Below are 19,415 nucleotides of genomic sequence, written 5' to 3' on the forward strand. Positions count from 1 at the left end.
GGCGCAGCAACAGCAGTTGAACAAATTGTCTTCGCGGACAATACCGTCTGGACCTCCGTTGAAATGACTGCAAACGCATGGATCCGCGGAACCACGGCGACCAATGCTGTATCTGGCACGAATGGCAACGACACCTTGTTTGGTTCCGGAGGGCCAGACACGCTTATTGGCGGGTCAGGTTCGGATACTTTCGTGATCGCTCTCGATGGCTCAGCAGACCTCATACAGGATTTCGCCATATCGTTGGGAGAGAGAGTCGTGTTTGACGCAGGATCCTTCGGGTTAGATCGACACTCGTCTGTCGCTGATTATCTCGCGTTCACTTCTTCCGCACCAGATGCTACCCATGGCTACTTCTTGGTTAGTCAGAACGGAGTGACATGGGATTCAGACGGTGCGGGTAGTCAAGCCGCCACCAGTGTCGTCCGGTTTCAGCAAACTGTACCTGGCCTGACATCGGCAAACTTTGGATTTGTGTAATTTTTGACAATCTTACTGTGCTCGTCCGTGACGGTTGAGTCCAAAGGTTCTGAACGGGGGGCTCGCTATCATCACCCCCATCCGCCGAATTAATTGGGCGGATGGGCCTAGTTTTTCCTTTTGAGGTGGCAATTTTCTTGGGCAACGCTTTGGTCTATTCAATAGAAGGAGTGCGGCTGCCGGCTTGCGCCTTGGCCCGCGCCTGAGGGAAATAATCGTAGAACGTCACACGGCTCACCCCGAGCCGGCGTGCGATTTCGGCGACGGAGATATCGCCGGCTGCCAGCATCGCGCGCGCCGCCTTCTTGTCGTCTTCGTTGAGCTTGGGCAGGCGGCCACCCTTGCGGCCACGGGCGAGCGCGGCCTTCAGGCCCTCCATAGTCCGCTCTCGATTGAGGTCGAGAAAGTACTCGGCCATCGCCCCATGGATCTGCAGAAAGAACCGACCCTGCGCACTTTCGCTGTCCAGTTCCTCGGTCAGGCTGCGGAACTTGATGCCATCGCCGCGGAGCTTGTCGATCGTGCGCATCATCTCGACCAGGGAGCGACCAAGCCGGTCCAGCTTCCACACGACGAGCACATCCTCGGGACGAAGATAGGCGAGAGCCGCTTCGAGCTCAGGCCGCTTGCTGCCAGCCTTGCCCGACTTCTTCTCCTCGAAGATCTTCTCGCATCCGGCACGGGTCAGCGCATCTCGCTGCATGTCAAGATTCTGGTCGACGGTGGAAAGACGCGCATATCCGATCTTCATGTTAGGATAGTAAATTTACAGCGTTTTCCTGTCAAATGATTTCCAGACATATTTTCCTTACAAAAAGCCCGCCGAAAGGGCGGGCTGAATGTGGGGCAGGGGAACTTGTAAGGAAAACGGTCGATTGCCAGACATGACGCAGCTTCGCGCCATTTGCAGTCATGCCGGCACCTGACATATCCAGTCGTCTTGAGTAGCGTTAGCTCGGAAGTTGGTCCGTGTCGGTCCGGCGAACGTGAGCTCTTATAGTGAAACCGCCACCATCTCGAATTCTGACAAACCGTCTCGTGCTGCGCGCCGCGCGCGCCGAGGATGCGGCGGTCGTGTTCGAGGACTATACCGGAGACATCAAGGCGGCGGAATTTCTGCCAAGGGGACCGCATCTTTCGCAGTCGGCAACTGAGGCCGTTATCAGCGCATGGGGCGAGACCAACTGGAATGTTAGCAACCGTTTCGTCTGGACCATCATTGAGCGACGAACCGACAGGCCCATAGGACTTTTTCTTCTCTTCAATCAGAATGATGAAGCGGCGGAGATACACTATGGATTGGGACCCGCCTTCTGGGGGCATGGATTAGCCACCGAGGCTGGCTCGGCCGTCATGCGCTGGATTGCGGAGCAATCAAATTTGTCTGAGGTTCGTACAATTTGCGCCGCTGATCACGATGCAAGTTGCCGCGTTTTGGAAAAGATTGGCCTCCAGCGAAATCAATTCATCCCAGCGGCCTTGCAGATGAGGCCGACCGGGGTAAGGAGCGATGGGTGGTCATACATCTGGAGGCGCGACGAATGACTGATACGCACAGTGCGCCGTTTTCCGCTTCGCGCCAGAAGCGGTCATTGATCAGCGTTTGGTGACGAGCGATCTTTCAATTTTTCAGCCCATCTAAAGGCCTGATAGAAAATTACCGCACCAACCACAAAACCTAGCCACTTGTTGATCAGATTGCGCAGATTACGGCGCCGCTGCTCGATGTCGACACAGGTGCCGACTTCCAGGAGCCTCGCTGCCTTTGATCCGGCGATATAAATGCAGCCCTCGGTGTTATATCGCTTCTGGTAGGACAGCTTTGCGGTGTCGCACTGGGCGCAATGTCCCGATCGCGTGCGCAGCCGATAGCCTTTCGAGGAGCACGGCGATCCGAGAACAACCGTCTTTCCTACTCAGCGGACGCCCGCCTTCCAAGCTGCAGAGGACTGACCGCGTCCGTCATAGACATCGGCGGTCGACAAACCTTGCGTCCCTAAGAACTCAAGTTCGTCTTTTGTGAGCATCAGTTTCCGGCCCCCAAGATGTTGGAGACCGCCTTCTCGTCTAATACTTTCGTCGCAACCCGGTTCTCAATCTGAGCCTTGATGTCATTGACCATGTTCTGTAGCCCAGGCAGCATAGCCTGAGCCGCTGCACGTTCAGAGGGCATGTCAACGAACAGACGGCGAGCGGTCAGTCGCGTCGTCACGTCGTTGGACAGGAGACCTGGCCGAAATAACTCGTACATAGCTGTCGCCGACCAACGCCTCGGATCCGCATTGTCGACATCAATCAGGCAGCGAAATGCTTCTTCTTCGGAACGACGTGAGACTTGGCTATCGAACTCATTTCGCCCAGAACAACCGAAACCTATGATGATCTCGCGTTCTGCGCTTTCGAACTCTCCGCGTATGGTTTTCGACCATTCGAAGTCCATTAGACCGGGTTTACCTTGCTTGGTATAGCCGTAGGTATTCCGCACTTTGATCGCCTGGAACAGAGAGGTGTCGAAATCCTTCTCGGTCATGTCTATGCCATCACAGGCTAGGTAGACAAATGGGCTGGTGGCTGTGCTTAGGAACCTGTCCTTGCGCTCCTCCCGGGTATTACACCGATCGAACACCAGCGTGATACGGAAAATATGGTCCTGAAAAGCATAGGCTGTGGCACTCGCTTCTCTGCCTATGGTGCAGTGGATGGTCGTGATTTGTTCGACAACATAGCGGCGCTCATCATCCTCATCGATCGTGAGGTCTGGATCCGAGTTGATCGGCCGATACTGCTTAAAACTCGTATTCTTGACGGGGTCGAAGAGGTCTGGAGCAAGAGATGTCGTCGCATCGACAAACTTCACTGGTACAGAAAAGCCGCCTCGAGTGCATTTTGCACTGGATCCGAGCGACGCTTCGAATACTGCTGTGCTGACTGTGAGTTGCGCCGGCCAATCGAAGGCCTGCGCATGGGCGCTGGGGGCTCCCCAAGCAGTCAACGCTGCAGCCACAATCCAAGATTTCATTTTTATCCCCGCAGTTTAACCCAAGCGATTGATAGACCACGGATCACAATATGAAAAGCCGCCCGGAGGCGGCCTATCTTTCGGCTAGGACATGGCATCAGCCCTGACGCTCTACGATCTGCGCATCATAGTGTGGCCGGATACTGGTACCGTCGACGGGTATCCGAACAGGACCGGCAGGTCAACCGGATACAGGGCGTCGATCTCAGCAGGACTGAAACCCTCTCGGAGTTTCTCTTCGACAAACGCGCGAGTCAATGACTTTTGCCCCCAAGCTTTGTCTCGCTTTGAGTTCGCTCCGGCGGTTTTGGGTTGCTGCATTGTGGGCGGTAGGGACGTGTTGCGGTGCGGAGCCATTCTGGCTGCGCAGCACCGCATCACGTTACGGGCTGACTGACTGAGCAAACTCGGCGGGTGAGGGGACGAGCGGCAATCTTCTCAGAGCGGCAGTCTTTGCCATTGGAGTCGCGGATCCTCGCACGGTGTACCGGTCTTGCGGAGACCGGATACACGATTGTTGGTGACCTCGAATGCGCTATACGTGAAACCGTTATGTTTGCCGTAGCCATCCAAGGCGATGAAGCGGGTGCAAACGATCTCGCTTGACCGGGACGACGCCAATGTGAGCGTCGAGGATATCTGCGCGTTCTGGAGATCGGTATTGCCAAAAAATGGCCCGGTCATCCGCACAATCTGCTGTGTCACAGCTGGCGAAGTGGGAACGACTGAGCTCGGACTTGCAGACAGCTTACTCTTGGAATTGTCGGCCTGGCAGCTGCCAAGAACCAGCAGCACCCCGGCGAATGCGAGATTACGTTTCATGAGCGCTCCATATATCGATCCCAGCCGTACAATCTGCACTCGCTTCTCTCAAGAGACCTAAGGCACGTCACTGCTAGCCCTGCCGACCTGTGCTGTCGATCTCTTCCGCGTACTCAGTCTTACGACGTTCGATCTTTTCAACGATCGCCGTCCGTATGGCGACCTCGACGGTGGTCTCCATGAGCGCCACAACCTCCTCGGCTAGCTGCTCAACCTCGGCATCATCAATGTAGAGTGCCATCGGTTCCATTCTAAGTGGCCCTGGCACCGATAAAACTTTCTGGCTGAACCTCCTGCAGGTAATCAGCGTACAGGTCGGTCGCCTCGCGATCTGTGATCGAACCCCTTTCGCTGCAAGGTCACAAGCAGATCCTCTATAGGGTCATGCACGACAGCATCGCCTGAACGCTCTGTCATCTGGTCGGCCCAATCGTCGATCGCGAGCCGCTCGGAAACAATGCCGTGCTCTGCCGCCAACGCATAAATCCGGGCAAGAGCCAGCCTTTTGGGAGTGTTCCTGTTCATGTCTTTCCTATCGGCTTAATCCAAGCCCCTGCGAGAGGCTGCGCTGCTGTTTCAGGGTATGGTCGTGGCTCAATTCGGCCATGCGGGTGCGTTCGACCATTCGGCCGACCGTCTTGATCTGCTCGGCCTGTTTCGCCAGCTCCGGACGCCTTTCAAGCTCCTTGCCAAACTCGCGAGGATCGGAAGATCCGAACCGGCGTGTCAGCGCATTGGCAACACGCTTGACCTCCTCAAGCGCGGCCTGGCCATCCGGGGTCGATCGCAGATCCTCGATGAACTGCCCGCGTTTGTCTGTCGGCGTCTTCTCTACCTGGGCGATGATCTCGGCGCTGCGTGGCGTGAGGCCGGGGACTTCAACGACATCACGCTTGTCGCGCTGCCATTGCTCTGACTTGCGTTCCTCACTAATGCGGCGCACCCACCTCTCGGAAGAATATCCAATCTGGGAGGCAACCGCTTTTGCATAATGCAGGGCCGCTTTCCGCTCTTTGTTGTCACCGAACACGCCGGACTTGCCACGCAACGCACCGAACCGTTCAGGCTGCTCAGCCATGGTCTTCGCCAGAAGTGCACCATTGCCCTCCTTCTCGGTGATCGCAGCCCGAAGCCGACCGGCAACCTCTGCGGGGTCACGGAAGACAGACCGCGCAACAGATTCCACGGCTTCAAATCCATGCTCGAACGCCAGCATGGCGTTTTCGCGGGCCACGTTATCAATGGTCCTGTCATGGCGCGTAATTGCCAGCACGAGAGGGGCAGGTTTGTCGGCCTGGTGCTGCCCGTGGCGATCGGCGGCAAGATCAGCACCCATGTTCGGTGAGGACCCGCGTTTAAACACCTGCCGCCCCGTCGGGATCTCGATCTCACTGCGAATGCCGATCGCCTCGACAATACCGCGCCGCTCGGCAAACGCGCGGGTGTAATCCAGCGTCGTTTCCTTCGCCCCGGATCGCGACAGGCGGCTTTCCAGCCGTTCATAAGCCAGTTCGCCGGCATCCTGGACTTTCCAGGCATTGCGATGCGTCTGCGTGCCATCCGGAAGGGTGACGGGGACTGATCCCTCATGGCGAAGGCCGATTGTTGCTCCGATCTCCGGCGCAGCCTCCTTCATCGCCTGTTCCAGCCCGACGCCCCATGTCGTCTGCCGCTCGCCTTTGGCGTTTTCCAGCGTCACGAAGTAGCTGTCGCGGTTGCCCTGCCGGTGCTCGTAAGGCGCAAACACCATGCTCCACCAGCTTGCCCTCCTTGTTGTCAGTGAGCTCTTGGCTGTCGGCATGGAGCTGAACCTTGCGGGATCCTACACCCTGCCGGATTGGCGAAGACTGAACACAGCCCCGGGTGGGGGTCCAATTTGCGCACAGGCCGGTTGATGCAGTCTACTCCGCGACGGCAATAGAGCCCGAAAGGAGCGTCCAATGTTTGATTCTTTGAGCGCTAAGGGACATCAAACAAGATAATGCCACTAATAGTATTCTACCCGAAGCAGTCATAGTGTGCTTCCTGGAATAGTGATTTGCCATGTGCGGCTACCAGAGAGTGAACCTGCGGTCCGGCTTCGCACCCGTCAGATCTGTGATGGTCGACTCAATTCCGACAAGATAAACACTTCCACACCATTCTCCGGATCGCCGCAGACTGAACGAGAACGGTCAACCTGTGCACATCACAGGTTATAGGGAGGAGCTTACGTGGCAACAGGTTCAGGCAGCAATAAAATTCGGGTCGAGCTAAGGCCTCTCGTGGGGCTTTTGGCGGACGTGCCTCCAGAACTGATCCGTTATCTAGCGGAAGACGCAATCAGGATTCACCGCGACTTGGTCGACAAGGCTGAAAGCCTGTTTCAAGCACTCCCTGCGGACGTAAAGACAGGCAAGGTGGCCGGCAGCACCGAGCACCTTGCTTATTTGAAAGCAACCATCGAGATGCATGCGCAAATGGCCGCATTGTCGAGCCTCATCGCTATTTCGGGCCATACACCGGAGGTGTGAGCCCCCTCGATCAAACTAGACCCCGGCGGAGTGCAAGCCCAATCAGCTCGTAGTTGTTGCATAGACCATAGCGATGTCGGACATCACTTAGTGCGATACGGACTGTGTTGTATTTCACGCCTTCAAGTAGCGCGATGTCCTCCATCGACTTGCCGAGTGTGATCCAGCGGACAAACGTCGCCTCCTTTGGGCTGAGATAAATCTTCTCCTCAATGGTTGGCGTCACCTGCAGCTGCTCCATGAGAGCGTGAAGCTGCCCGACCGCTGATGCAGCGGCGATGGCATCGATGTGCCTTTCCGGGGTCAACTGAGGCTTTGACGATGCCAGAGTCAGCATGGACACGGCGCCATTCGGCGTGGCGATTGGCATCGTTATGCCCGAGCGGATGTTGTAGTCAGCGGCATCTGAGAAAAAGCGGCGCTCTTCAACAGAGAGCGATGACTTCTCATTTTCGCCGGACCACGCAAACGCACGACGGTATCGTTGCGCCTGTCGGATCACGGGGTCGACAAACCGCAATTCGTCCTTGTGATAGCGTTCCTGCCAGGTGGTGTCGTAATCCGACGCCGCATAGGAATGGCCAGGCCTTAGGCTGACGAAGGCATAGCCCGTAAAATCGTAACGTTCCGCAATTTCTGTTAGCGCTGTCTTCAGCGTCATCTCATCGCGGGCAATCGCGGTCAGATCTAGTATGCGTTCGAGGCACTCATCCATTGACCAACTCCCATCTCGGCATGTAGCCGATGACCGTGTTCACCCCCTTCGTGGTCCCGTGACCGTGAGCTCGGCTTACAGCCATCGACGATTTACCGAGACCCGATGGGACTCGCTCGAGGAATCCAGGCCCGCCTCGCGAGGTACTGGCAGGAGTGGCGATCATGTCATCCATATGTATTCGCATTCTATCTTCGTGAAGGTTGGATTGGATCCGGCCCAGGAATGACGCGTGGGAGACCGTCATTCTGGACAAGAGCTTAATGTCCGCCGATCCAAGCTACCGCCCGTTAATTTGTCCTTTTTGGGAAACGAGCCCCTCTCAGATATGGATAAGTGACTGACAAATAACGCAGAGTGACGAAGTACAAGTTGAGTCGAGAAGGCTCGCAACGACAGAGTGCTTCTGATCGATTGCTGCATCTATGACCTAAATGGCCAGCAGCATGGCGGCGTCACATTGATGGAAGGCCTGTCTGCTCAGACAGCATGACACGTCACTGCTCCTGTACGTTGCCCCCAAGCCTGCTCAGATTGATCCGCATCCCCGCGTCTTCTGACGACACTGGTTCCGTGTCCGACGTAACCTCTTGAGGCGCCGCCCCGCTTCCTTCCAACATGTCGAGGTTTTTCTCCTTCATAGGGACCTCGTTGACAGGCACCGGATCCTGCGCCTGAAACACGGAGACACCTTCGAACTCCCCGGTCCTCCATGCATAGACGGCATCGTCGAATACTTGTGGCAACCCCTCTTCGCCCTGCGGATTGCCATACCACTTCGTGACGATCCGAATGATCTTGGCAAATAGCCCGGTCCCGATGCGGAGGTTTTCGCAAGGGTCAAGGAGGGCCGGATCTAAATCGCCGATCTCTTTGACGCCAATGCCAGCTGGCATTTGCGTGACCCCAACGCGGACAATGGCTTGACCCGCATAGTGTTGGATTGTTGCCATGGCCTCGTCGACAGATCGAGGCTCCGGGAGAAGAACAGCCTTCCCACTCATGTTCACCGTTACGGCCAGCGGCTTGGGGGAGCCCACCTCGTCGAGAAACCGCTGAATAATGGCTGGCTTCAATGCCGGATCACTGCATGACTGTATGAATGCGAGATCCATGGTCAAGGCTCCGAAGTTTCGGTGTTGAACGACAGGACGAGCGGAACCGCAAATAGCTTGGACCAAGCCTCGGCACTCGCGCGCTGAATGTCGACAATGTTGGTGCCAGCCGTCCACCAGCCATTGCCGACAAGGACGATGCGATCAGGTGCGTGAAGCATGGATTGGAGGATCGGCCAGACGATCAATTGCTCGTAGCAGATCAGGATGGCGACGCGGCTACCAGCGATATCGGCGACTGCAGGGCCGAACAGATGAGCTTGGGCACCACCGCCTTCACCTGTCCAGGGCAACCAGGGGCGCCACATCGCCACTGGCACTGGCATCCGTTGACGATAAAGGACCGCGGCCTCATCGGCCGTCACCGATACCATGACATTGTCGTAACCATCACGCGCAACGATGGTCGCGCCAGCTATGATGGTCACCTCAGCCCCACGAAGCTTCTCCTGCCAGAATTGAGAAACGGTCGGTGTCCAGAAACCCATGACGCTCTCAGGCAAAACCAGCACACGCCTTTCCGGCAATCTGCCGGTGACGACAGAGGCTAGGAGATCACGGTGTCGCTTGAGGGTCATCTCCCGGCCGAGATCTTCTCCTTTTGCGAAGTCGACACCTTGCCACGCTTCTCCTACTTGCAAAGGAGACCAGAACGCGGCGGACCACAGCCAAAAGCCCGAAAGGGTCACGGCTGCAGCCGGCCAGTATCGCGTTGTCATCAACGCGAGGCCGGCTGCCATTGCGGCAAGTCCTAACCAAGCCCAGCCAGGAAACACGACACCAGACGCTGTGATCGGATGCGCCCAGCCCAGTATGCCGAAGGGCGGCACGGCAAGGAGCAACATTATCAGGCCATATCGGAATGCCGCCGACCAATCGTCGCGCTCCGTCCAAAGCCACCAATGTACAAACACAAACGCAAGTGATGCGGACAGCCACAGGATAATTCCCAACCACAGATCCGCCTGGAAATACGTCGCCACCCCTTGCGGCAACCCGTGGGACGCAGCCAAGAAATAGGTGGCGGCGACCAGTGCCGCCGTCGATCGGTGACGTGCCATCGACCATAGCGCGGGCATTGCGATGGAAACGGGCAGGGCAAGCGCCGTCCCACTCCAGGCAATGAAGCCTGTAAGCGCTGAGGCAATCACGAGCGCGGGGACAAACATCCACTCACGGCGCATAGGTGAGCACCGGCTGCGCTAGACCAAGGACACCTTCGGCAGGGACTGATCCAAGGTACCGAGAATCCCAGGATGCTGTGAACTCGGAATGAAGAAAGACGTGGCCGACTGGTACATCGCCGCCTTGGTCGGCAACGAGCAGTCGTCCTTTCCCGTCTCGATGAAGCACGACCGAACTGGCGATTTCATGTCCGTCGACCGATACGGCCGCGCCGATTTCTACCCTTTGTCCTGATGTTGCAACTACCGTCTTGATCAGGGGTCCAATGCCTCCAGGGCATAAACCTGATCGAAGATATCCCCGCCTCCTCGCATCTTGCACCATCCTTGTATCCGGCAGACAAATGAATACGAGATCACCGTTTTTGACTGGTCGTTTCAGCGGCATGATCCGCCAGAGCCCTAGCGGCTCACTTGGTGTAGTGTTGATGCGAAGATTGCCGAAAAAACCAAACGCAGCAAAAGCCGCAAGGAGGGCTGTCACCACGCCAAGTAGCTTTGATGCAGGGCGACCTTGTCGCCTTGGCGCCAGATCCAAGGTCGTCATTTCAAGGTCACTCCCTTTGACTGCGTCTGCCGCAGCGCCTCGGCCTGTTTGAGCGCCACTGTCGTTCGTTCATGGGCTGTCAGTTGCTGCACGGTCCGGATCGTGTCCCAGGCGGAGCGCAGCTCATTTTTCTGGGCGGGCTGCATCCCTGCGGAGGCTTTCTCAAATGCCTTTCCGTCCGCGGTCTTGGCCGCAAGCGGAAGAAAGGTTCGCTCCCCAAATCGCTCCGCTACGGCCTTGGCAAAATCCTCAAGCTCGGCCTTCACATCTCTGTTCTCGAAGGCGTATGCGAGGCAGGCGGCCAGGTCGTTTCGATCGATCGCATCTCGCGCTCGCTCAAGCACCCGCTTTGCCGATGGCGACAGAGCGGGAATATCGAGCGACAGCCTCGCGCGGACCGCGCGTTCTTCACCTTCAAAGCGACTGACCGCCTCCGCACGTTTCGCAATGAACCGCTTGAGATCGCGGGCCAACGCGATCACGTTGGCCAGAGCTATGTCGCGGGCCTGCTTGTCCGCGCGAGCCGCAAACAGCCCGGTCTTCCCCTTCAACGAACCGAAGCTCTCAGGCTGTTCGGCGATCTGTGCGATGGTCGTTGCTGCCACTGTCGCGTTAGCCAGCATGGCATCGACATTCACCATCTTGAAGGCCGCCTGCGGGTCCGCAAAGACGAGATGGAAGCGAGACGAAACCTCTTGCCAACTGTCCTTGAGGCGCGGATCGGCCGAGAGCTTGTCTTCGACAGTCTGACCAATCGATCGGGGGAAGATCGTGGTGCCTGAGACCATGGGTTTTATCTCCTTCTTTGCAGATGGTGTCGATACAGCCGATGTCGCTTTGCCCAAGCCGAGCCTTGCGCCGACAGCGACGAGGCGCGCGCTGAGCGCGGCTAGCTTTGTCGATTGACGGATGGTCCATTGGAGTCGGTCGTGTGCGATCGTGCGGGCGACATTCAACAGATGGAGGCCACGTGCCTCGGCAAAACGAAGTGCTGCGCGGTAATGCGAGGCGTCCTGATAGTCGAGCGTCGTTTCCTTTGAGCCGGCACGCGAAAGGCGTTCATGCAGCCCGGCCATCGCCAGCGTCTCGACAGGCACAACGTTCCAAGTATTGCGTTCGACTTCAGTACCGTTGGGGAGCATCACGCGCTCAGAGCCAACCTGCCTAAGGCCGATGCGATCACCAATCCTGGCGTTCGACGCTTCCATCGCCCGGGCGAGATCGACACCCCAGACAGTTCGCTCCCGACCATCGGCAAAGCCGAGCGTCACATAGTAGCTTTCCCGGTCGCCCGACTGGTGTTCGTATGGCGCCTTGCCATGGGCGATGAGAACACCGCCGCCGCGCTGTTGCGCGAACTCTTCCAGCCCGACATAGAGCGCCGCTGTGTCGCGGTGGCGTGTCATGGCGACATAGGTCAGGTGCCGGTCCAACGTGCGCGACGCCAGCACCTTGACGCAATCAACTGTGGCACCCTGGCTCTTGTGTACGGTGGTGGCATAACCGTAATCTACATTTGCGTAGAACCGCTGTTCGACCACGATCTGGTGCCGATCTTCACCTTTGGCAATCTCGACAACAATCCGGCCGGGCTCCGCCTCGACGACACGCGCCAGCATGCCATTCTTGACCCCAAGCGATCCTTCATTCTTCAGGAACACGATCTGATCACCGGCCGCAAAATGCCGTATCCCGTCTTCTGTCTTGAAGGCATGGCCAGCCTCGATCAGGCCTCGCTCGATCAGTTTGCCACGTGCCAATTCGTTCAGTTGGCGGACGTCAACGCGGCGATGGGCTAGTATCAGTGCAGCCTTGGTCGGATCGTATTCGTTGTCCCAGTCGGCAATCAATGCAGCGACAGCCTCGTGCCGGGTCCAGCCGGTCCGCACGCTGTCACGCTCTGCATAAGCGTCGAGTGCTGCCGAGACGTTTCCGCGCGCCAGATCGAGGGATGCATCGCGCATCCACTGTTCGCGCTGACGATAGATTGTCTCAAGCTCCGCATAACCGATCCGGTCTGCAATGGCGCGGAAAGCAGCACCTGCTTCAATCGGCTGAAGCTGTTCGGGATCGCCGACCAGAACGAGCTTGGCACCGGACGAGGTCACGGCTTCAACGAACAGTGCCATCTGCCGGGAGGAGACCATGCCGGCCTCGTCCAACACCAGAACAGTCTTGTCATCAAGCTGGTCTTTACCCTGGCTCCAGCGTAGCGCCCAGGACGACAATGTGCGGGAGACAATGCCAGCTTCCTTTTCCAACCCTTCCGCCGCCTTGCCCGCAAGAGCGCCACCAACAACGCGATAGCCTTCTGCCTCCCAAGCCTCACGGGCAGCCTTCATCATAGTCGTCTTGCCGGCGCCGGCGCGACCGATAACGGCGGCGATGCGCTGCGGGCCGGAGACATGTTCGATCGCGACCTTCTGCTCATCCGACAAATGTCTGTGGCGTCCGAAGACGACCGAAAGGGCGGTGCCACTGACCCCATGTGACGAGCACCGAGACAGCCAGGCCGCCTGGTTGGCCATCATGGTTTCGATCCTGATGAGTTCCCGGGTCGTAAATTTCGCGAGCTGCCTCATCCCGGTCGAGAAACCAATCCGCTCGCGGTCGAGGCGCAGCGTCTGCGGGTGCTGCAGGATCTTCGCCATCACGCTTTGGAAGACAGCCGCATCATCGATGTAGCGAGCCAGGATTTTGGCGACATCGCGCTCGTCGAAGACGCTCTTTTCGCGGGTGATCAGATCAAGGACGATCTCCGGATTCCGTTCGATGCGCTGTGCATTCTCCGCGCGTCGCTCCTCCTGCAGCACCAACCGCTCGAGCGCGGCCGCCTCTCGCTTACCATCCGTCTTGCGCTCGATCGCTTTCGTCCCAACGCCGAGGTGAATTGTCGGCTCAAGCGCTACGCCCTGCCTTTCAAAAGATCGACCGTCGACGCGAACATCGAGACCGGCCATCGCAAGATGCCGGTTCTGGCAGGCAAACCAGCCATCACGAAACGCGTTGAAGTCATCGGTGCCGCCGGCCCAAAGCTCATAGACGATCTTGCCGGCATCATTGCGCAGAGGACTGCCGCCTGGTCCCAGAACCGCGACCTTCTTGGCCCCGAATCCGTCTTCAGAAAGCGGCCGCAATGTCGTCATCAGGTGGATGTGCGGGTTGCCGGGAGCATCATGAAAGACCCAGTCGGCTACTATGCCCCTGTCCGTGATGTGCCTTGCGACGAAGTCGCGCACAAGATCGATGTTTTGCTCAGGCGAAAGCTCGATCGGCAGGGCGATGGTGACATCCTTGGCGAGCTGGGCATCGGCGCGCTTCTCGAAAGCCTCGATCTTGTTCCAGAAGGCTTCCGATGCGCCTGATACCGATCGATCGGCAATCATCAGCCGCAGCCACTCTGGCGCGTTCTTTGGGATGACAAATTCTTCGTGAAGCAGGCCCTGCTTTCGGGAATAGTCGATGGTCCTCGCTTCCCGCTCGAAATCCATCTTGGCGCAATGCCGGTAGGCCGCCGACAGCAAGGCGCTGCGACCGGAGCCGCGAGCAACGATGCTGACCGAGAAATGCGGGACAGCCACGGCGGCACACCTCCTTCGAACGAAACAATCCAGGCGGTTCGTCGAGCAATGAAGGCAGGCGCAATCACTGAAATCAGGACGTCGCGTTAGCGACGTATAATTGCGCCCTTAGCTCCGCTTCTTCGAACCGGCGGGATCATTGGCCAAATGCTGACGCTTTGGCGAGGTGCAGATCTGCACCTTCCAACCGGAAAAAAATTGGAGGACTCTGCGTCCAATCCGATCCAGGACAGCATCAACGAGATCGCGGAAAGACAAGGGATGAAGAAGCCTACCTCAAAGATCAGGGAAGAGATCGCGCGCCTGCAGGAACAGCTCAAGCAGGCAGAAACCCGCGATGCCGAGCGCATCGGTCGCCTTGCCCTACGCGCGGGGCTTGGTGAGATAGACCTCGAAGAAACCCAGCTCCTTGCATCATTCGAGGAGCTTGCTGCGCGGTTTCGAGGAACCGCTGGAAAACGAGCAGATAGCGGCAAGGGCGCGAAGGCCACGACGCTCAGCCCTGGCGAAGCTCAGGGGCAGGTTGCAGAAAGCTGAACGCATGATCAAGATGACGGCTGCTGACGCGAGAAAGAAAGATGCCAGAGATAAGATCGAGCTTGGAGGACTGATCGTGAAGGCAGGCCTGCGTTATGAAAAACGCGCTCTGCTATATGGTCTTCTGCTCGATGCTGCCGGGCGGATCAAAGGCGACGATGGAGAACGCCAACGTCTACTTGATCTGGGCGCCAGCGCGTTTGGTGACGATGCCTAAACATCTGGTTTTTGCCCTGATCCCAGCCGTGCTGATGGTTGCAATCACGCTTGGCACATCGGGCATTGAGCAATGGCTTGCCGAGTTCGGCACGACACCCGGAGCAAGAATGGCGTTTGGGCGAATTGGCCTTTGCCTGCCTTATGCTCTGGCCTCGATCAGCGGCATAGGGCTTCTCTTCGCGATCCAGGGATCGATCGAGATCAAGATGGTCGGACACGGCGTTGCGTTAGGCGGGCTTTCAACCATCCTTATCGCAGTGGCTCGGGAAGGATCACGCCTGATGGGCTTGGCACATCAAATCCCAGCCATTGAGAGCGTGGTCTCCTATCTGGACCCGCCGACGGTGGTCGGCGCCACTCTGGCACTCCTGACCATGACGTTCGGCTTGCGTGTAGGCAGGCTCGGTAATAGCGCATTTGCTGCGAGTGGGCCGAAGCGCGTTCACGGACGGCGCGCACTGCATGGGGACTCCGACTGGATGACGATGACAGACGCAAGCAAGCTGTTTCCAGCCACCGGAGGCATCGTGGTTGGCGAGCGCTATCGGGTCGATCGTGACGGCACTTCCATGACCGCATTCCGGGCCGATAATCAAACGAGCTGGGGGCAGGGCGGCAAGGCTCCGCTTCTGTGTTTCGATGGCTCGTTCGGATCATCGCATGGGATCGTGTTTGCAGGATCGGGTGGCTTCAAGACGACCTCGGTGACCGTGCCGACCGCACTCAAATGGGGCGGTTCGCTTATTGTGCTGGACCCGTCAAACGAAATTGCACCCATGGTGATGGAGCACCGGAAGCAAGCCAATCGCCAGTTTATCGTGCTGGATCCGAAGAGCTCCCTTACAGGCTTCAATGCGCTAGACTGGATTGGCAGCCACGGCGGCACAAAGGAAGAGGATGTTGCCGCAGTCGCATCCTGGATCATGAGCGATACGGGTCGGGCACCCGGCGTCAGGGATGACTTCTTCCGCGCGTCGGGCCTTCAGCTTTTGACTGCGATGATCGCCGATGTCTGTTTGTCTGGTCACACCGACAAACAGAACCAGACGCTGCGCCAGGTGCGGACGAACCTGTCCGAGCCCGAACCAAAACTTCGTGGCAGGCTGCAAGAGATCTACGACAATTCTCAATCGGACTTCGTCAGGGAAAATGTAGCCGCCTTCGTCAACATGACGCCGGAAACATTCTCGGGCGTCTATGCAAACGCCATCAAGGAAACCCATTGGCTCAGCTACCCCAACTACGCGGCTTTGGTCTCTGGCTCGGACTTTGAAACCGATGCCCTTGGCGACGGCGATACGGACGTCTTCATCAATGTCGATTTGAAGACGCTGGAGACACATGCGGGCCTGGCGCGGGTCATCATCGGTTCATTCTTGAACGCCATCTACAACCGAAATGGAGCCATGAAGGGCAGAACGCTTTTCCTCCTCGATGAGGTCGCCCGGCTTGGCTACATGCGGGTCCTGGAAACCGCGCGAGACGCAGGCCGGAAGTATGGCATCACGCTGACAATGATCTATCAGTCCCTCGGACAGTTGCGGGAAACCTATGGAGGACGCGACGCGTCGAGCAAGTGGTTCGAAAGCGCGAGTTGGATATCCTTTGCCGCGATCAATGATCCCGAAACGGCGGACTATATCTCGCGCCGCTGCGGCATGACGACGGTCGAGATAGACCAGGTCAGCCGCAGTTTTCAGTCACGCGGCTCGTCGCGCACGCGCTCAAAGCAGCTTGCGGCAAGACCATTGATCCAGCCTCATGAGGTGCTACGAATGCGGACCGATGAGCAGATCGTTTTCACCGCTGGCAATCCACCGCTTCGTTGCGGACGCGCAATGTGGTTTAGACGGGAAGATATGAAGGCCTGCGTGACGGAGAGCCGGTTCAGCCCACCAGGCAAGCCGTGATTGCGTCGAGAGACGCCTTCGCGGGAGGATCATCACCCGTATGGCCGAAGACCGCATGCGGGCTTCGTTCGCGTCTAGCGAATAGAGCCGTACGCCGTGGGCGGACCGCCATGTTATCTGCCACTTCACGGAAATGAATCAATGGTCGCTGACCGATTCAAAACTCTCGTTGGACGCTCATCGCTGAAAGCGCGATTCTGTCACCATGATCGCACAACCCTACCAACTCTATGTGGAACGAAGGGACCGGACGAAAAATATGTTCCGGTTCTATGCGCTGTCGATCGAGCCAAACCTTTTTGGCGAAGCCTGCCTGATACGGAGATGGGGGCGGATCGGTGCAAAGGGCCAGACCATGATCCATCACTTTGAGCGGGAACGGGACGCCGTGGTGCTGTTCCTCGATCTTACCCGCCAGAAGCAAAGCCGAGGATACAGAACCCTTTCGTTCAGCAATCCCATTCCTCACTCGCTGCAACACTCAAGCCGCTGACAATTCTGCCGTACTACCTGGATCGCCTGACCTCGGTAAATGACCTGCGGCGTGCGATGAACTCCCTGAGAAGCGGCAGGAAGAATGCCTTGCTGAAGCGACCGATGGGCGGTTCAGGCTCGAGGTAGAACGACTGTCCAATAATGTCGCTATTGAACTCATCAAGGATGATCCAAAGCCGCAAATCTACATCGAGACCGGCGCGGCGTTTTTCGATCGCTGGTATCTCCGCCGCGAACCGGCTTCGCTCCGGCTCCTTCGTCGTGATGGGGAAGAACAACACGAGGTCGCCACCCGCTCGAGAGATCCGGACACCGACGGCTACCGGTCGGTCTTTGCGCCCTTCTGTTTCGCCCTTACCGGCTTCACGGCTCCAGAGATACGGATAGCGGATAACTGCCGCTGTCTGGATCTCGTCATACCCACTCATCGGCTCGTCTCATCACTATCGGCGTAGGCGTCGACAGCCCCCTCAAACTCGGCGAACAATTCATCGGGCATGGTCTGAAGCGTGCCAGTGGCGCGCAATTCGGACTGACGCATCAGACGCTCGTAGTCTTCGATGTTGAGCAGCACCAGTCGCGGCTTGTTGCGCTGAGTGATTGTAACCGGATGGCGCAGCGCTTCGGCGATTATATCGCCTGACTTCCGCGACAGGTCACTCGTAGTGTAGGAACCGGTGCTGCTGGCCATTTGAAAGTCTCCGCGAGATGAAATTGCCGTCAGTAGCAACATGATAGGACGGGAACAGAAATACAGCAAATACAGCATTGCTGTAAATGCCGAATATGAGGTCTCACCCATTTTACAAAGGGACCCGGATGTCGAATGGCTGACTGGCCTGCGAGCGATGGTCACCGTTTTCCCAGACACCTGAAACGCAGCCTGATCTGTGTGGTCTACCGCCCTCAGAACGGCGGCTCCGCGTCGAGAAAGCCGTCCTGCTCGGCCATGGTAACGATCATCTCAGCCTGGGCTAGTTCGAGTTCGGCCGCAATCACGCGGCGCTCACCAGTGTTGAAGGCGTTCTTCAGCTCTGCACACAGTTCTTCAATGTGCTGTTCCAGGGAAAACGTCATCGTCTCATCTCCTTGAGTTCGTGAAAGACAATGACGGGCACCAGCGAGGTGATGGCGGGGTCAAGGATCGCGAACGCGACCGGCGGAGCCGGGGAGTGGGGGAGCCGATTTGCGCAGGCCGCCCTCGGCAGCTGGAGTAAATTGGGGGAACCGCTCATCCTTGGGGCCGTCATTGCCGACCGGTATCCTCGACAGGATCTGAGCCGCTCACCACACCTATCGTGTGGCACCAAGAAAGCCGGTTCGGGCTCGATGCCCGATCCGGCATTGGCGTTTCATCCGATTGGCTGGCCCCGCTTGATGGCGGGGCCTTCGATCGCCTCAGTCCTTGCGGCGAGACCAGATCAGCTGAAGTTCCTTCTCGCCTTCGATCTCCACGAGGCTCGCGTAAATCGGGGAGGGGAAGCTCGGATCGTCCAGCTTGACTGAGAGGTAGTCGCGGCCCTTCTGCTCCGAGACCCGCTGCCAAGCGGCGCCCAGTTCGACATTGCCTGCGTAGATCCGGAAGTGCGGGCCGTCGTCGGTGGGATTGTCGATCCTGGAGATGCGAGCCTTGACGTTGAGAGCGAGGGTGCGGATCGAGCCGGTGAAGCCATTTTCGTTCGAGGTGAAGGTGCCGATGGTTGCCATGTTCAGGTTCCTTTTTGCTTTCGGGCCGCCCATCGCGGCCTCGATGGCAGTCGCAAAGACCGGGGACGATCAGACCGCACCTGGAGGGCCGAAACACCGTGAAGGGCGGCACGAAGACACTTTCTTGATGCGCGAGGAATGGCGGCGCAGCCGACAGGGGATGAAAGTGTTGCAGCGCCGTTGCGGGACTACGATCGAGGCGAAGCCGGTCTTCGGTCAGACATGCCTCATCGAGCCCGCAGATGGGTCGCCGGCAATAGCCAATTGGAGAACCGGCATATGGAAACCGCTCCCAACCGGATCAGTTGGAAAAGGCTCGGCGGCCGTGTCCGGTCACATCAACCTTGGCCCTGGCCATCTCCTGGAGGACATCCCGCCTCATGGACAGCTTGTCGCGGCCAGTGGGCGCTATATCGTGGCGCCTGCGATTCGCCAGCCGGAGGAACAATGGCAAAGCAGACAAAGCCGTTCATCGTCGAGATCAAGCCGTCGAGGAAACCGAAACCGGATACCAGAAAGCCCTCGATATGGGGATCGCTGGATTTGAAACCGGATCCGGCTTCTGATGCTC

At 57.9% G+C, this 19,415-nt stretch carries 21 protein-coding genes and 2 pseudogenes; 7 read left to right on the plus strand and 16 right to left on the minus strand.

Annotated features, from left to right (window positions below; all coding sequences use genetic code 11):
- Positions 1–480: calcium-binding protein (locus IP76_RS16390; protein ID WP_306765489.1), on the plus strand; the 480-nt coding region annotated here is incomplete at its 5' end.
- A 154-nt stretch (positions 481–634) separates the two neighbouring features.
- Here the strand turns inward: IP76_RS16390 and IP76_RS16395 are convergent.
- Complete coding sequence (locus IP76_RS16395) at positions 635–1,231, minus strand: recombinase family protein (protein ID WP_054159313.1); 597 nt, start codon at positions 1,229–1,231, stop codon at positions 635–637.
- Positions 1,232–1,479: 248 nt separating this feature from the next.
- Between IP76_RS16395 and IP76_RS16400 the strand changes: the two genes are divergently transcribed.
- Entirely contained in the window at positions 1,480–2,025 is a 546-nt protein-coding gene (locus IP76_RS16400) for a GNAT family N-acetyltransferase (RefSeq protein WP_245281484.1), read from the plus strand.
- Positions 2,026–2,506: 481 nt separating this feature from the next.
- Here IP76_RS16400 and IP76_RS16405 read toward each other — a convergent pair whose 3' ends face one another.
- From IP76_RS16405 to IP76_RS16420, 6 genes and pseudogenes are all read right to left on the minus strand, one after another.
- The gene (locus IP76_RS16405) at positions 2,507–3,499 is read right to left on the minus strand and encodes a hypothetical protein (protein ID WP_156318613.1); all 993 of its coding nucleotides are present in this window, start codon (positions 3,497–3,499) and stop codon (positions 2,507–2,509) included.
- A gap of 286 nt (positions 3,500–3,785) precedes the next feature.
- Positions 3,786–3,917 (minus strand): annotated as a pseudogene (locus IP76_RS23525) (IS3 family transposase); the annotation flags it as partial.
- A gap of 20 nt (positions 3,918–3,937) precedes the next feature.
- On the minus strand, positions 3,938–4,321 hold the full coding sequence (locus tag IP76_RS16410; protein ID WP_054159316.1) for a hypothetical protein: 384 nt from the start codon (positions 4,319–4,321) through the stop codon (positions 3,938–3,940).
- 73 nt (positions 4,322–4,394) lie between these two features.
- Positions 4,395–4,562 carry a type II toxin-antitoxin system VapB family antitoxin gene (locus tag IP76_RS22865; protein WP_197278364.1) on the minus strand — a complete coding sequence of 56 codons (168 nt, stop codon included), beginning with the start codon at positions 4,560–4,562 and terminating at the stop codon, positions 4,395–4,397.
- 62 nt (positions 4,563–4,624) lie between these two features.
- Positions 4,625–4,846 (minus strand): hypothetical protein, encoded by a 222-nt coding sequence (locus tag IP76_RS16415; protein ID WP_054159317.1) that lies wholly within the window; start codon positions 4,844–4,846, stop codon positions 4,625–4,627.
- A 7-nt stretch (positions 4,847–4,853) separates the two neighbouring features.
- Positions 4,854–6,132 (minus strand): annotated as a pseudogene (locus IP76_RS16420) (BID domain-containing protein); the annotation flags it as partial.
- Between the two features lie 402 nt (positions 6,133–6,534).
- On the opposite strand from IP76_RS16420, the gene IP76_RS16425 reads away from it, so the two are divergent.
- A complete protein-coding gene (locus IP76_RS16425) occupies positions 6,535–6,834 on the plus strand; it encodes a transcriptional repressor TraM (RefSeq protein WP_054159319.1) in 300 nt (99 codons plus the stop codon).
- 10 nt (positions 6,835–6,844) lie between these two features.
- On the opposite strand, the gene traR is transcribed toward IP76_RS16425, so the two are convergent.
- The 5 genes from traR to traA form a co-directional block, all read right to left on the minus strand.
- On the minus strand, positions 6,845–7,549 hold the full coding sequence (traR, locus tag IP76_RS16430) for a transcriptional regulator TraR (RefSeq protein ID WP_054159320.1): 705 nt from the start codon (positions 7,547–7,549) through the stop codon (positions 6,845–6,847).
- 497 nt (positions 7,550–8,046) lie between these two features.
- On the minus strand, positions 8,047–8,664 hold the full coding sequence (locus IP76_RS16435) for a TraH family protein (protein WP_054159321.1): 618 nt from the start codon (positions 8,662–8,664) through the stop codon (positions 8,047–8,049).
- A 2-nt stretch (positions 8,665–8,666) separates the two neighbouring features.
- Positions 8,667–9,848, minus strand: a complete 1,182-nt coding sequence (locus IP76_RS16440; RefSeq protein WP_054159322.1) for a conjugal transfer protein TraB — start codon at positions 9,846–9,848, stop codon at positions 8,667–8,669.
- Positions 9,838–10,395: a conjugative transfer signal peptidase TraF gene (gene traF / locus IP76_RS22870; RefSeq protein WP_082352574.1), complete on the minus strand. Its 558-nt coding sequence runs from the start codon at positions 10,393–10,395 to the stop codon at positions 9,838–9,840. Before traF ends, IP76_RS16440 begins: the two co-directional genes overlap by 11 nt.
- Positions 10,392–13,976: a Ti-type conjugative transfer relaxase TraA gene (traA, locus tag IP76_RS16445; RefSeq protein ID WP_054159323.1), complete on the minus strand. Its 3,585-nt coding sequence runs from the start codon at positions 13,974–13,976 to the stop codon at positions 10,392–10,394. Before traA ends, traF begins: the two co-directional genes overlap by 4 nt.
- Before the next feature lie 261 nt (positions 13,977–14,237).
- On the opposite strand from traA, the gene traC reads away from it, so the two are divergent.
- The 4 genes from traC (at position 14,238) to IP76_RS16465 (ending at position 17,135) form a co-directional block, all read left to right on the plus strand.
- A complete protein-coding gene (gene traC / locus IP76_RS16450) occupies positions 14,238–14,513 on the plus strand; it encodes a conjugal transfer protein TraC (RefSeq protein ID WP_054159345.1) in 276 nt (91 codons plus the stop codon).
- Positions 14,514–14,517: 4 nt separating this feature from the next.
- Positions 14,518–14,730: a conjugal transfer protein TraD gene (traD, locus tag IP76_RS16455; RefSeq protein WP_054159324.1), complete on the plus strand. Its 213-nt coding sequence runs from the start codon at positions 14,518–14,520 to the stop codon at positions 14,728–14,730.
- On the plus strand, positions 14,723–16,642 hold the full coding sequence (traG, locus tag IP76_RS16460) for a Ti-type conjugative transfer system protein TraG (protein WP_054159346.1): 1,920 nt from the start codon (positions 14,723–14,725) through the stop codon (positions 16,640–16,642). The genes traD and traG overlap by 8 nt, the downstream gene beginning before the upstream one ends.
- Before the next feature lie 205 nt (positions 16,643–16,847).
- Entirely contained in the window at positions 16,848–17,135 is a 288-nt protein-coding gene (locus tag IP76_RS16465) for a WGR domain-containing protein (protein ID WP_054159325.1), read from the plus strand.
- 13 nt (positions 17,136–17,148) lie between these two features.
- Here IP76_RS16465 and IP76_RS16470 read toward each other — a convergent pair whose 3' ends face one another.
- From IP76_RS16470 to IP76_RS16480, 4 genes are all read right to left on the minus strand, one after another.
- On the minus strand, positions 17,149–17,565 hold the full coding sequence (locus IP76_RS16470; RefSeq protein ID WP_054159326.1) for a hypothetical protein: 417 nt from the start codon (positions 17,563–17,565) through the stop codon (positions 17,149–17,151).
- Positions 17,562–17,828, minus strand: coding sequence for a type II toxin-antitoxin system prevent-host-death family antitoxin (locus IP76_RS16475; RefSeq protein ID WP_054159327.1), 267 nt, complete (start codon positions 17,826–17,828; stop codon positions 17,562–17,564). Before IP76_RS16475 ends, IP76_RS16470 begins: the two co-directional genes overlap by 4 nt.
- A gap of 215 nt (positions 17,829–18,043) precedes the next feature.
- Positions 18,044–18,214, minus strand: coding sequence for a hypothetical protein (locus IP76_RS23330; protein ID WP_197278365.1), 171 nt, complete (start codon positions 18,212–18,214; stop codon positions 18,044–18,046).
- A 321-nt stretch (positions 18,215–18,535) separates the two neighbouring features.
- A complete protein-coding gene (locus tag IP76_RS16480; protein ID WP_054159347.1) occupies positions 18,536–18,844 on the minus strand; it encodes a DUF736 domain-containing protein in 309 nt (102 codons plus the stop codon).
- Between the last annotated feature and the right edge of the window lie 571 nt (positions 18,845–19,415).

The organism is Rhizobium sp. AAP43, from assembly GCF_001296045.1.
Lineage (GTDB): Bacteria > Pseudomonadota > Alphaproteobacteria > Rhizobiales > Rhizobiaceae > Allorhizobium.

Bases quoted from the DNA above. Each gene is read 5' to 3' on its own strand.
- IP76_RS16395 (WP_054159313.1), bottom strand. From the start codon at position 1,231: ATGAAGATCGGATATGCGCGTCTTTCCACCGTCGACCAGAATCTTGAC.
- IP76_RS16405 (WP_156318613.1), bottom strand. From the start codon at position 3,499: ATGAAATCTTGGATTGTGGCTGCAGCGTTGACTGCTTGGGGAGCCCCC.
- IP76_RS16410 (WP_054159316.1), bottom strand. From the start codon at position 4,321: ATGAAACGTAATCTCGCATTCGCCGGGGTGCTGCTGGTTCTTGGCAGC.
- IP76_RS22865 (WP_197278364.1), bottom strand. From the start codon at position 4,562: ATGGCACTCTACATTGATGATGCCGAGGTTGAGCAGCTAGCCGAGGAG.
- IP76_RS16415 (WP_054159317.1), bottom strand. From the start codon at position 4,846: ATGAACAGGAACACTCCCAAAAGGCTGGCTCTTGCCCGGATTTATGCG.
- traR (WP_054159320.1), bottom strand. From the start codon at position 7,549: ATGGATGAGTGCCTCGAACGCATACTAGATCTGACCGCGATTGCCCGC.
- IP76_RS16435 (WP_054159321.1), bottom strand. From the start codon at position 8,664: ATGGATCTCGCATTCATACAGTCATGCAGTGATCCGGCATTGAAGCCA.
- IP76_RS16440 (WP_054159322.1), bottom strand. From the start codon at position 9,848: ATGCGCCGTGAGTGGATGTTTGTCCCCGCGCTCGTGATTGCCTCAGCG.
- traF (WP_082352574.1), bottom strand. From the start codon at position 10,395: ATGACGACCTTGGATCTGGCGCCAAGGCGACAAGGTCGCCCTGCATCA.
- traC (WP_054159345.1), top strand. From the start codon at position 14,238: ATGAAGAAGCCTACCTCAAAGATCAGGGAAGAGATCGCGCGCCTGCAG.
- traD (WP_054159324.1), top strand. From the start codon at position 14,518: ATGATCAAGATGACGGCTGCTGACGCGAGAAAGAAAGATGCCAGAGAT.
- traG (WP_054159346.1), top strand. From the start codon at position 14,723: ATGCCTAAACATCTGGTTTTTGCCCTGATCCCAGCCGTGCTGATGGTT.
- IP76_RS16465 (WP_054159325.1), top strand. From the start codon at position 16,848: ATGATCGCACAACCCTACCAACTCTATGTGGAACGAAGGGACCGGACG.
- IP76_RS16470 (WP_054159326.1), bottom strand. From the start codon at position 17,565: ATGAGTGGGTATGACGAGATCCAGACAGCGGCAGTTATCCGCTATCCG.
- IP76_RS16475 (WP_054159327.1), bottom strand. From the start codon at position 17,828: ATGGCCAGCAGCACCGGTTCCTACACTACGAGTGACCTGTCGCGGAAG.
- IP76_RS23330 (WP_197278365.1), bottom strand. From the start codon at position 18,214: ATGACGTTTTCCCTGGAACAGCACATTGAAGAACTGTGTGCAGAGCTG.
- IP76_RS16480 (WP_054159347.1), bottom strand. From the start codon at position 18,844: ATGGCAACCATCGGCACCTTCACCTCGAACGAAAATGGCTTCACCGGC.